Raw genomic sequence first — 11972 nt, 5'->3', positions numbered from 1 at the left:
CACCCAGCACCGTTCCGGTGGAGATGTCGAACGAGGTCGGACGGAGCACTGTCACCTCAATCGCGTTTCAGGGTGCCCCGGCGAGCGGCGACGCGCAGCGCCCGGCCGAAGGCCCAGCTCGCCGACGGCAGCAGCAGGGCGGTGGCCACCAGCAGCGCGGCCGCCGAACCGGCCCAGTGACCGCCGGTGAGGGCGGCGCGCAGGCCGTCCAGGGCGATCCGGCTGGGCAGCACCGCGGTCACCTCCGGCAGCGGGCCGGGAAGCTCGGACACCGGAAAGTACGTGCCGGACACGAAGGACAGCCCGACGACGACGAGCCGGGCGGCGCCGTCACCGTGCCCGACCGCGATGGTGAACGCCGCCAGCCCGATACCGACGCCCATCATGGCCGCGCTGCCGGCGACCAGCACCACAGTCACACCCCACCAGTCGGCGTGCTCCGTGCGTAGACCGAGCACCGTGGCCAGGATCGCCAGGTAGACGCCGGAGCGCAGCAGCACGAACAGGAACGGGTAGCCCGCGGTCCCGATGGCCAGCGCGGAAACCGGGACGGGTTGCGCCGCCAGCAGCTCCAGGGTTCCACTGCGCTGTTCCCGGATCACCCGACCGGTCAGTTGGGTGCTCGCGGCCTGCAGGACGAGCAGGAAGGTGATGCCGACCGCCACGAAGTCGAAGTAGCTGGGCGAGCGGGTCAGGTCGGTGCCGGTGGCCGGCGTCAGCACCCTTGAGATGAACAGGAAGACGACCAGGTTCACGACGCCGAAGGCGACGTCCAGCAGCAGCGGCAGCCGGAACTGACGCGGGTCGCCGAGGTCGCGACGGACCAGCGCGAGGACCATGCCCACCGCGGTGGCCCCACCCGCCCTGCCGGCTCTGCCCACCCGGCGGCCGGTGGCGCGGGCGGCGGTCGCGGCGGTCGGGGTCATGCCGCCGCCGCGAGTGTCAGGGCGGACTGGCACCGGCGTCGGTCGTCGACGTGGTGCGAGGCGATCACGCAGCTCAGCTCGGGTCGCCGGTCCAGCGCCTGCCACAGCAGCAGCCGGGAGGGATCGTCGAGCGACCGGCTGGGCTCGTCGAGCAGCAGCAGGGCGGGCGCGCCGACGAGGGCCCGCGCGATGCTCACCCGGGCCCGCATTCCCGCCGAACAGCGCTCCACCGGGACGGTGGCGTAGCCGGTCAGGTCGAGTTCCTGCTCAAGGTCGGCGACGGCCGGGGCGACGGCCCGCCGGGGCAGTCGGAGCCGGGCGACGAGAGCCAGGTTCTCCCGCGCCGACAGTTTCTCGTACAGGCCCTGCTCCGGGGCGAGACACACACCTGTCAGACGTCTCGCGGGCAGCGACCCGACGGGGTGGCCGCCGACGGTGGCCTGTCCGGCGCTGAGGGTCAGCGTGCCGGACAGGCACCGCAGCAGCGTGGTCTTGCCGGATCCGTTGCTGCCGCCCAGAAAGACGCGGGCGCCCGCCGACACGTCGAGGTCGAGGTCCGTGAAGATCACCCGACGGCCGAACCGGCGCTGGGCCCGGCGGACGGACAGCATCGGCGGTGTTCCCACTGGTGGGGACCGCTCAGAGCGAGCCGTCGCCCCCGCCGCCCAGGCCGTCGTCCGGGCCCACCGTGCCGCCCTTGGTCAGCTCGGCGAGGGTGCCGAGGCGCCGGATCGTCGGCGGCCGGTAGTCCGGCACGGCCGTCTCGGTGGTCTCCAGCTCGCGGTGCGCTGTCATGGGTTCTCCCTACTCGTATGGGTCCTGACCAGGATAAACGGTCATTCGGCACGGTATGGCGAGAACACGACGACACGGCGGAAATCGCGCGCCAACGCCAGGTCCGATCGCCGCCAGCATCGTCGCCGCCAGCGGAGAAGGCTTGACGCATGACGACCACCGCCACCTTCCGCGTCCACGCCGTGCCGGCCACGGCGCTCGACCTCGTCCGTCGCACCGGCCGCGACGCCGGCGGTCATCGGGTCGAAGCGTGCCTTGCCGGCGGCGGGGAACCGCTGCGCTGTTGCCTGCGAGACGCCCAGGCGGGCGAGGCGCTGCTGCTGTTCGGGTACGCCCCGCCGATCGACGCCGACCCGTACCGGGAGATCGGGCCGGTCTTCGCGCACGCCGCCGCCTGCCCCGGCCCGGACCACGGCGGCGGCCACCCGCCGGCCTGGCGGGGACGTCCCCAGGTCCTGCGGGCGTACGACAGGGAGGGACGGATCTGCGGTGGCCGGCTGCACGACGGCACCGACCCGGAGACGGTGATCGCGGAGCTGTTCGCCGACCCCCGGGTGCGCCAGCTGCACAGCCGCAACGTGGTCTACGGCTGCTTCATGTTCGTGGTGGAGCGGGCCGCCGGCTGACGACCGTCAGCTCACCAGCAGCAGCGCGCCGACCGCGGCGAGCGTGCCGACGACGGCGAGCAGGGTGCTGGTCAGCACGAACCGTCGCACCGGCACCGCCACGCCGGCCGCCCGGCACCGCTCGAACCACAGCAGGGTGGCCAGCGACGCCCACGGCGCGGCAAGCGGGCCGACGTTCGTGCCGATCAGCAGGGCCAGCAGGCGGGTGTGGTCGGCACTGGGCAGCACCGCCTCACCGGCCAGGTACGCCGGCAGGTTGTTCACCGCGTTGGCCAACAGCGCTCCGGTGCCGCCGGCCCGCAGCGCGCCGGCCGCCCCGCCGTCCGCGCCGACCAGATCGGCGACCAGGTCGTCCAGTCCGTGCCGGCCGAGGGTCTGCACCACCAGGAACAGGCCGACGACGAAGAGCAGCAGCCGTACGGGCACCAACCCGGCGCGCAGCGTCGTGGGGGAGCGGACCACGAAGCCGAGCAGCACCAGCGCGAGCGCGACGCTGGAAGCGAGCCCGATCTCCACCCCGGCGAGGATCCCGGCGACGAAGAGCAGGCAACCGGCCAGCGCGGTGCGGTGCAGCACCGGGTCGGCCGGCACGTGCGGTGCCGGCGGGACGAAGCGTCCGGCGGCCGGCCGTTCGCGCCGCCACCAGGCGTACCAGAGCAGCACCATGGTCACCGTCACGGCGGCGAGCTGCGGCAGTGCCATCCGCTCGGCGTACGCCAGTGGAGTGAGCCCGACCCGGTCGGCGGCCAGCAGGTTCGTCAGGTTGGACACCGGCAGCAGCAGGCTGGCGGTGTTCGCCAGCCAGACCGTGGTGACTGCGAGCGGCCCGGCCGGGACGCGCAGGCCGCGGGCCAGCGCGAGCAGCACCGGGGTGAGCAGCACGGCAGTGGTGTCGAGGTTGAGCACGAGGGTGGTGACCGTGGCGAGGCCACCACAGAGCAGGAACAGCGCCGCCCAGCGGCCCCGGGAGGCGATGGCCAGCCGGCTGGCCAGCACGTCGAAGACGCCCGCCACGGCGGTCAGCTCGGCCAGCACGATCACGGTGCCGAGGAAGAGCAGCAGCGGCAGGATGCGGTGCAGGGTGGCAGTGGTCTCGGCGCGGGGCAGCAGCCCGCTCAGCGCGCAGGCCGCACCGGCCACCGCGAGGACGACCGCCACCACGTCGAGCGGATGGGGACGCCAGCGCGCGGTCGGCTCGGGCGGGGCCGGCGGCGCGCCAGCGGCAGACTTCACAGCTGACCACGGTCGCACAGAGTTCGGTCAGCCGGCTGCCAACCCCCGCTGAGGTGACCGGCCCCACCGTGGCACCCCCGATCGGCGCGCGGGGCCTGGTTCACCCGGCGGACGTGGCCGGGCCCGGCCCCTCGACGAGAGGCCGGGCCCGGATCGCGCGGTCGGTGCTACCAGCTCAGGTAACCGGGCTGGGTCTGCACGTTCAGCTCGTTGAACCGGACCAGGTTGGCCGTCCAGGTCCGCCAGTCGTTCAGCTCCAGAACGTCCAGGCCCTTCTGGATGTCGTTGGAGTAGATGTTGCCGTTGTAGTAGTACGTCGACCACGCGCCGCCGGTGATGGGCTCGGTGGCGGAGAGCGGGCCGCGCTCCCAGTACGCGATCTCCTTGGGTTGGCGCGAGTCGGTGAAGTCCCAGACGGAGATGCCGCCCTGGTACCACGCCTGCACCATGATGTCCCGGCCGAGCACCGGGATCAGCGAGCCGTTGTGCGCCACGCAGTTCTCGGTCTCGGCGTTCGTCCGGGGGATCTTGTAGTAGCTGCGGAACGCCAACGTCCGGGCGTCACCGCGACCGGTGATGTCGTAGATGGCGTCCGCCCCACGGTTGGGGCCGACGGTCTCGTTGCAGGTGGCCGCCCCGCCGCCGCCCAGCTCGTCGGTGAAGACGACCTTGGTGCCGGCGTTGTTGAAGGTGGCCGAGTGCCAGAAGGCGAAGTTGACCGTGTCCCGGACCTGGGTGATCACCCGGGGCGCTTCGCGGTTCTTGATGTCGAGCAGGATGCCGTCACCCATGCAGGCGCCGGCGGCCAGGTCCTTCGCCGGGTACGCGGTGATGTCGTGGCAGCCGGCGGTCGCCGAGCCGGTCTCGCTGCCCGGGAAACCGCCGTCCGGGAAGAGGTTCGGCGTCGAGATGACAGCCGCCTGGGTCGGCTTCTTCACCGGCACCTTGACGATGGAGATGGAGTCGTGCGGCGGCTGGCAGTCGGGGAACTCGGCCCGCGGGCTGTACGACGAGACGTACAGGTAGACGTTCTTGCGGTCCTTGCCCGGCACCAGCGTGTGGGTGTGCGACCCGCAGGCGGTCTCCACCGACTTGATGTAGCGCGGGTTGGCCTTGTCGCTGATGTCGAAGACCTTGATGCCCTCCCACGACTCCTTCACCGAGGCGGGCTGGGCGACGCTCGCGCACGAGTCGTCACTGCGCGACGAGTCGGTGGAGACGAACAGCAGGTCGCCGTAGACGGAGATGTCGTTCTGCGAGCCCGGGCAGGACACCTGCGCCGTGATCTTCGGGGCGCTGGGCCGGGAGATGTCGTAGACGACGAACCCGTTGTAGTTGCCCGCGAAGGCGTACTTGCCCTGGAACGCCATGTCGCTGTTGAGTGCGGCCGTCGTGTCGAACGGCGCCTGCTTGGGGAGGTTGGCGATCTGCCGCAGGTTGGGGCTGCTGCGGATCTCGTCGACGCCCGGGATGTCGCTCGCGGCGGCCTGTGGTGCCGCCGCTGGCGCGGCCTCCTGGGCGCTGCTCGGCGTCGCCACGGCGACGCTTGTCAGCAGCAGACCTGTTGCGGCCAGGCTGACGATGCGGAGTTGTCGGAGCCGTGCGGTGGCCAATCGGATCATCGGCGGCGCCCTTCGAAAGGGGATGGCGATGGTCGGTACCTTACCGACCCTCGGAGATCATCGATGTGACCCGGGTCACATCTGCGCCGACTCGTCAATGGATAGGATCGCTGCGACCTCGACCTGAGGGGGGTACGGCATGACCGTCCGACGTGGTCGGTTACTGGCCGTCGTCATAACGGCGGCCCTCATTGTGGTGCTGGCGGTGCTGGCCGTCCGGGCCACCGGTGACCCCGGCCGCCCGGCCGCCTCGGCCCGCTCGGCGTCGCCCAGCCCGACGGCGGCCGGCCCCACCGGCCCCCCGCCCCCGCCGGTGCTCGTGCCGGGCCGCCCCGGCGAGCCCGCCGTCGCCCGGTCCGCCCAGGAGTTGCGCGACGACACCCCGCCCCGCCACAACGGCCTGGACACGATCTACGTCCAGATGATGATCCCGCACCACCAGCAGGCGCTGGAGATGAGCACGCTCGCCCAGGAGCGCGCGGCCGATCCCCGGCTCCGCGCCTACGCCGACCGGATCCGCGCCGGCCAGGGCCCGGAGATCAAGGTCCTGCGCAGCTGGCTCGCCAGCCGCGGGCTGCCCGAGACGGCACCCGGCCACGACCACGCCGGGATGCGGGGGATGCAGTCACCCGAGGCGATGAAGCGGCTGACCGCAGCCCGAGGGGTCGAGTTCGACAGGCTCTTCATCGCGATGATGACCGACCACCACCAGGGGGCCGTCACCATGGCCACCGACCTGCTGTCGGTAGGCGTCGACGCGACCCTCAACGAGCTGGCCACCTCGCTCGCCACCGAACAGGCCATCGAGATCGCCCGCCTGCGCGAGCTGACCCCGCCCTGACCGACTGCCGCCCGGCCACCACCAGCCACGACACGTACGCTGGGTGACCGTGAGACGCACGCTGTTCGGCCGCCCCCTGCGCGGCGTCGCCTTCGACGTGGCCGTCTCCGGCGTGGTCGTGCTCTTCAGCCTCACCGCGGCGGTGAACCAGCCGGGTGGCTGGGCTTCCACAGGTGTCGGCGCGGCAATGGCGGTGGTGCTGCTGTTGCGCCGCACCCATCCGAGCGCGGTGACAGTGGTGGTCGCGGCGCTGGCGTTGGTCCAGGTGATCGCCCGGTGGGGCCCGCTCCCCTACGACGTCGCCGTCCTCATCGCGCTCTACAGCGTGGTGAAGTACGGCGAGCGCCTGCGCGACGGCGTGCTGGCCGGCGCGGTCGCCGCCGTGGGCGTGCTGCTCGCCGCCGCGCAGACCCCCGGCGTCGGCGCCTGGTGGGCGACCGCGCTGTGGTACGCGCTTGTCACCGGCGCGGTCTGGCTCGTCGCGCTGAACGTGCGGACCCGTCGGCTCTACGTGCTCACCCTGGAGGAGCGCGCCACCACCCTGGAACGCGAGCGGGAGGCCGAGTCCCGGGCCGCGGTCGCCGAGGAGCGCACCCGCATCGCCCGCGAGCTGCACGACGTGGTGGCGCACAGCATGGCCGTCATGATCGTCCAGGCGGACGGGGCGCGGTTCATGCTCGACCGTGACCCCGAGCAGGCCCGTACCGCCGTGAAGGTGGTCGCCGACACCGGCCGCGCGGCCCTGGAGGAGATGCGCCGGCTGGTCGGCGTCCTGCGCGACGCCGGTCCCTCCGCCGGATCGGTGGTGGCCGCCGACCCGGAGCACCGGCGGCTGGCTCTCGCCGAGCTGCCCGACCTGCTGGCCCGCTTCCGCGCCGCCGGCCTGCGCATCCACGACACCACCACCGGCGAGACGCCGACCCTGCCGCCCGGCCTGGAGCTGACGGTCTACCGCGTCGTGCAGGAGGCGCTCACCAACGCGCTCAAACACGCGGGCGTCGGGGCCGCCGTCGACGTCACCCTGGCGTACGGCGCCGACGCCGTCGTGGTCCGGGTCGCCGACGACGGCCGGGGCCGCCCCGTGGTCAGCCCGGCGCCGTCGGGCGGTCACGGTCTGCTCGGCATGCGCGAGCGGGTGACGGTGTACGACGGCAGCCTCACCGCCGGCGCTCAGGCGACCGGGGGTTGGCAGGTCGAGGTCCGGCTACCGCTACCGTCGGAACCCGCAACGGAGGTGATCGCGGCATGACGGTCCGGGTGGTGATCGTGGACGACCAGGCGCTGGTGCGCGCCGGGTTCCGGATGGTGCTGAGCTCGCAGCCCGACCTGGAGGTGGTCGGGGAGGCCATCGACGGCGCGGACGCCCTGCGGGTGCTGGCCCGCATCGAGGCCGACGTGGTGGTGATGGACATCCGGATGCCGACCATGGACGGTGTGGAGGCGACCCGCCGGCTCTGCGCCGACCGGCCGTCCGGCCCGCCCCGGGTGCTGGTGCTGACCACCTTCGACACCGAGGCGGACGCGTTCGCCGCGCTCCAGGCCGGTGCCAGCGGCTTCCTGCTCAAGAACGTGCCGCCGGAGGAGCTGATCGAGGCGATCCGGGTCGTGGCGGCCGGCGACTCGGTCGTCGCCCCGTCGATCACGCGGCGGCTGCTGGACCGCTTCGCCGGTCAGCTCGGCGCCGGCCCGACCGCCGACCCCCGACTGGCCCAGCTCACCGAGCGGGAGCGGGAGGTGCTGCTGCTGGTCGCGCAGGGCCTGTCCAACGCCGAGATCGCCGCCAAGGTGCACGTGGCCGAGGCCACGGTGAAGACCCACGTCGGGCGGATCCTGGCGAAGTTGCACCTGCGCGACCGGGTCCAGGCGGTCGTGCTGGCGTACGAGAGCGGCCTGGTCACGCCCGGCCGGTGACACGCCGTACGACCCGGGTCGTACGGCCGGCGGATCGGGCGCTACCTCGGGCGTACACGCGTCGAGCGCGCAGGTGGAGATCAATCCCGGTGGACCGGCCATAGCGTCGGAGGGGTCCGATCCGCACCTGCACCGGGAGCCCGCACATGATCCGATTGACCCTGCGCTCGCTGCGCGCCGAGGCGCTGCGCATGCTGCTCTCCGCGCTGGCCGTCGTGCTCGGCGTCGCGTTCATCGCCGGCACCCTGATCTTCGTCGACGGCATGCGCGCCGGCGCGTACGACCGGGCCGGCACCTTCGACAGGCACACCGACCTCGGCGTCTACCCCAGCGGCGACAAGGCGCTGCCGGCCAGCCTCGTCGATCGGGTCCGCGCCGTCGACGGCGTGGCCGCCGCAGCCGGGGAGCTGACCGCCACCGGCGGACTTCTCGGCGCCGACGGCCGGCCGGTGCTCGGCTACGCCGTGCTCGCCGCCATCCCCACCGAGCCCGCCCTGCGCTCGTACGACGTGGTCGCCGGCCGCCTGCCCGACCGCGCGGGCGAGGTGGTGCTCGACGCGCCCACGGTGGCCGAGGAGGGCTTCAGCCTCGGCGCCCCGGTCCAGATCGGCGGCACCGGTGGAGCGGCCCGCCCGTACACCCTGGTCGGCACCGTCGACGTGGCCGGCACGGTCCGCGACATCGGCGGGCCGTTCATCGGCCTCGTCGGGCCGGACGCGCTCGCGGTCGCCGACATGCGCGGGTACGGCCGGATCATGGTGGCGGCCCGGCCGGGCACCTCCGAAGCCGTGTTGGTCGACCGGGTGCGGGCCGTCGCCGGCACCGGCACCACCGTGAAGGACCGTCAGCAGATCCTCGACGACGCCGTCGACGAGGCGGTCCGCAACCTGAACCAGTTCATGATGCTGCTGCTCATCTTCGTCGGGGTCGCGGTGGTGGTGGCCGGCTTCGTGATCGCCAACACCTTCGCGATCGTGCTGGCGCAGCGCACCCGACGGACCGCGCTACTGCGCCTGGTGGGTGCCACCCGTGGACAGGTCTTCCGGGCCGCAGTGCTGGAGTCCGCGCTTGTCGGGTTCGTCGCCTCCGTGCTGGGGGTGCTGCTCGGGGTGGCCCTCGCCGCCGGCATGCGGCTGCTGATGTCCCAGCTGGAGGTGCCGTTCTCCGGTGGGCTGACCGTCGCCGGCTCGACGGTGTTGACCAGCCTGCTCGTCGGCACCGTGCTCACCGTGGCGTCCGCCCTGCTGCCCGCCTGGCGCGGTACCCGGGTCGCCCCGGTGGCCGCGCTCACCGACGCGGCGGTGCAGCCCAGCCGGGGCGCCGGCCGGCTGCGCCTGATCTTCGGCGCGGTGGTGCTCGGCGCGGGCGTCGCGGCCCTCGCCGGTGCCGCCAGCGCCGGTCAGGTGCTGCTCGTGGCCGTCGGCGGCGTGTTGGCGTTCTTCGGGATCGTGCTGTTCGGGCCGGTGCTCGTCCCGGCGCTGGTCCGGGTGATCGGGTGGCCGGCCCGCCGGCTGTTCGGGATGACCGCCGGCCTGGCGGTGGCGAACGCGGTCCGCAATCCGCGCCGGATCGCCGCCACGGCGACCGCCCTGGTGATCGGGATCGGACTGGTGTCGGCGTTCGTGGTCGGCGCGCGCAGCACCAAGGACGGCATCGAACGCAGCGTCGACGCCGAGATCGGGACGGACTTCGTGGTCAGCGGCATCGGTCAGAACCTGCCCGCCACGCTCGCCGGTGAGTTGGCCGCGCGACCCGAGCTGGGTGTGGTGCACGAACAGCGCAGCATCGTCACCGGCGGCATCGAGGTCCGGGCCGCCCACCCGGCACTTGTCGGTCGGACGCTGAGCGCCGTGCTGGCCGGGGACGTCGGACGGCTCGGGCCGGGGCAGGTCCTGGTGCACCGGGAGTTGGCGCGGGCGCGCGGCTGGCAGGTCGGCTCCCCGGTCACCGTCGCGGGACGGGCGTTGACGGTGGCGGCGGTCGTCGCCGACGACGCGCCGGACATGGTCGCCGGCTCGGTGCCCGAGGGGCACGTCATCGACCTGGACGACGCGGACTTCGCCGCGCTCTTTCCCCGCGAGCGGGGCTTCCTGGCCGAGATCGACCCCGCCGGCGGCGTCAGCGCCGAACAGGCCCGCGCCGCGATCGAGACCGTGCTGGCCCGCTATCCGACGGTGAACCTGATGGACCAGGGGGCGTACAAGAAGATGCTCACCGGCACCGTCGACATGCTGCTGGCCTTCGTCACCGCGCTGCTCGGCCTGGCCGTGGTGATCGCCCTGGTCGGTGTGGCGAACACGCTGAGCCTGTCGGTGGTCGAGCGCACCCGGGAGAACGCGGTGCTGCGGGCGGTCGGTCTGACCCGGGCCCGGATGCGGGCCATGCTCGCGGTGGAGGCGGTCCTGATGGCGCTCGTCGGCGCGGTGCTCGGCATCGGACTGGGCACCGGCGTCAGCGCCGCCGCGATGGCCCTGCTGGCCCGCCTCGGTGGGGACTTCCACGTGGTGCTGCCGCTCGGCCAGCTCGGGCTGATCCTCGGCGTGGCCGTGCTGGCCGCCCTGGCCGCCTCGGTGCTGCCGGCCCGCCGGGCGCTGTCGAGGCCCGTCGTGGAGGCGCTCGCCGACACGTGATCCCGGCCCGTTCTGCCTCGCGGCCCCCGGGCGGACATCCGCCGGCCGGCCCCGCCGTCTACCCCGGCGGCGGGACCGGCCAGCGGTGCCGGGTCTAGAGGCGCTCCACCATCTCGCCGACGCAGCGGTTACGGGTGTCGAAGACGTAGCGGGCGTGCCGGACCACCAGGTCGTAGTCGAAGCTGTCGTGGTCGGTGACCACCACCACCGCGTCCGCGGCCCGCACCTCCCGCTCGGTGAGCCCGACGACTGTGACCCCGGCGGGGATCTGGTGGGCCTCCGCGTACGGCTCGACCGCGTGGACCTCGGCGCCGAGGGCCTGCAACCGGCGGGCCACGTCGACGGCGGGGGAGTCCCGCATGTCGCCTGTGTTCTTCTTGTACGCGAGCCCGAGCAGCAGCAGTCGTGCGCCGCTCACGGCCCGACCGGCGCGGTTCAGGCCCGCCATGATCCGCTGCGCCACGTGCTCGGGCATCTCGTGGTTGATGTCGTTGGCCAGCTCGATGAACCGGAACTGCCGGCCGAGACGCCGCTTGACCTGCCAGGACAGGTAGCACGGGTCGATCGGCAGGCAGTGCCCGCCGACGCCGGGGCCGGGCCGGAACGGCAGGAACCCGAACGGCTTGGTCTCGGCGGCGTCGATCGCCTGCCAGACGTCGATGTCCAGGTGGTGCGAGAGCATCGTCAGCTCGTTGATCAGCGCGATGTTGACCTGGCGGAACGTGTTCTCGATCAGCTTTGTCAGCTCGGCGACCCTCGTGGAGTCCACCGCGACGGTGCGCTCCACGAGGCGCTGGTAGAACCCCTGCACCCGGGCCAGCGACACCGAGTCGACACCTGACACCACCTTCGGGGTGTTCTCCAGTCGCCAGGTCGGGTTGCCCGGGTCGATCCGCTCCGGGCTGTAGCCGAGGTGGAAGTCGCCGGGGCTGGTCAGCCCGCTGGCCGACTCCAGCAGCGGTCGGAGCAGCTCCTCGGTGGTGCCCGGATAGGTGGTCGACTCCAGGATCACCGTGCAGTCCGGCCGCACGTACGGGCCGATGCCGACACCCGCCTGCTCGACGAAGCTCAGGTCCGGGGTGCCGTCGCGCAGCGGGGTGGGCACCGTGATGACGCAGATGTCGAAACCCTCGGCGTCGGTGTACTCCGTGCTGGGGTGATACCGACCGCTGCCCAGCGCGCGGCCGAGCCGGTCGGTGGGGATGTCCTCCACGAAGGACTCACCGGAGGCGAGCCGCTTCACCCGGTCGGCGTCGACGTCGAGGCCGACGACGTCCAGGCCCGCCTCGACGGCGCGCATGGCCAGCGGCAGTCCGACGTACCCCTGGCCGATCACGACCAGCTTCTCAGCGCTCACCCGGGCTCCCGCGGCAGATGGTGAAATGACC

General features: G+C 73.0%; 11 protein-coding genes. 5 read left to right on the top strand and 6 right to left on the bottom strand.

The window, feature by feature from the left end:
- Window positions 1–56: 56 nt before the first annotated feature.
- From ACLQ26_RS31265 to ACLQ26_RS31255, 3 genes are read right to left on the bottom strand one after another with little or no spacing between them, the layout of a single operon-like run.
- Complete coding sequence (locus ACLQ26_RS31265) at window positions 57–926, bottom strand: ABC transporter permease (RefSeq protein WP_425747958.1); 870 nt, start codon at window positions 924–926, stop codon at window positions 57–59.
- Complete coding sequence (locus ACLQ26_RS31260) at window positions 923–1537, bottom strand: ABC transporter ATP-binding protein (protein ID WP_425747957.1); 615 nt, start codon at window positions 1535–1537, stop codon at window positions 923–925. The genes ACLQ26_RS31265 and ACLQ26_RS31260 overlap by 4 nt, the downstream gene beginning before the upstream one ends.
- Before the next feature lie 28 nt (window positions 1538–1565).
- Complete coding sequence (locus tag ACLQ26_RS31255; RefSeq protein WP_266242711.1) at window positions 1566–1721, bottom strand: lasso RiPP family leader peptide-containing protein; 156 nt, start codon at window positions 1719–1721, stop codon at window positions 1566–1568.
- A gap of 149 nt (window positions 1722–1870) precedes the next feature.
- On the opposite strand from ACLQ26_RS31255, the gene ACLQ26_RS31250 reads away from it, so the two are divergent.
- Window positions 1871–2347: a DUF1203 domain-containing protein gene (locus ACLQ26_RS31250; RefSeq protein ID WP_425747956.1), complete on the top strand. Its 477-nt coding sequence runs from the start codon at window positions 1871–1873 to the stop codon at window positions 2345–2347.
- Window positions 2348–2353: 6 nt separating this feature from the next.
- Here ACLQ26_RS31250 and ACLQ26_RS31245 read toward each other — a convergent pair whose 3' ends face one another.
- Window positions 2354–3580: an SLC13 family permease gene (locus ACLQ26_RS31245; RefSeq protein WP_425747955.1), complete on the bottom strand. Its 1227-nt coding sequence runs from the start codon at window positions 3578–3580 to the stop codon at window positions 2354–2356.
- Window positions 3581–3747: 167 nt separating this feature from the next.
- Complete coding sequence (locus ACLQ26_RS31240; RefSeq protein WP_425747954.1) at window positions 3748–5202, bottom strand: LVIVD repeat-containing protein; 1455 nt, start codon at window positions 5200–5202, stop codon at window positions 3748–3750.
- Window positions 5203–5341: 139 nt separating this feature from the next.
- Here ACLQ26_RS31240 and ACLQ26_RS31235 point away from each other — a divergent pair, with 139 nt between their 5' ends.
- The 4 genes from ACLQ26_RS31235 (at window position 5342) to ACLQ26_RS31220 (ending at window position 10584) form a co-directional block, all read left to right on the top strand.
- On the top strand, window positions 5342–6043 hold the full coding sequence (locus ACLQ26_RS31235) for a DUF305 domain-containing protein (protein ID WP_425747953.1): 702 nt from the start codon (window positions 5342–5344) through the stop codon (window positions 6041–6043).
- A gap of 43 nt (window positions 6044–6086) precedes the next feature.
- Window positions 6087–7292 carry a sensor histidine kinase gene (locus ACLQ26_RS31230; RefSeq protein WP_425747952.1) on the top strand — a complete coding sequence of 402 codons (1206 nt, stop codon included), beginning with the start codon at window positions 6087–6089 and terminating at the stop codon, window positions 7290–7292.
- Window positions 7289–7954: a response regulator gene (locus tag ACLQ26_RS31225; RefSeq protein WP_425747951.1), complete on the top strand. Its 666-nt coding sequence runs from the start codon at window positions 7289–7291 to the stop codon at window positions 7952–7954. Before ACLQ26_RS31230 ends, ACLQ26_RS31225 begins: the two co-directional genes overlap by 4 nt.
- A 146-nt stretch (window positions 7955–8100) precedes the next feature.
- Window positions 8101–10584 carry an ABC transporter permease gene (locus ACLQ26_RS31220; RefSeq protein WP_425747950.1) on the top strand — a complete coding sequence of 828 codons (2484 nt, stop codon included), beginning with the start codon at window positions 8101–8103 and terminating at the stop codon, window positions 10582–10584.
- 94 nt (window positions 10585–10678) lie between these two features.
- Here the strand turns inward: ACLQ26_RS31220 and ACLQ26_RS31215 are convergent, their stop codons facing one another.
- Window positions 10679–11941 carry a nucleotide sugar dehydrogenase gene (locus ACLQ26_RS31215; protein ID WP_425747949.1) on the bottom strand — a complete coding sequence of 421 codons (1263 nt, stop codon included), beginning with the start codon at window positions 11939–11941 and terminating at the stop codon, window positions 10679–10681.
- Between the last annotated feature and the right edge of the window lie 31 nt (window positions 11942–11972).

This window comes from Micromonospora sp. DT43, from assembly GCF_049841645.1.
Taxonomy (GTDB): Bacteria; Actinomycetota; Actinomycetes; order Mycobacteriales; family Micromonosporaceae; genus Micromonospora.
Note: the sequence above shows the minus strand (reverse complement) of the source record. Positions and strands in the feature narration are given on the sequence as shown.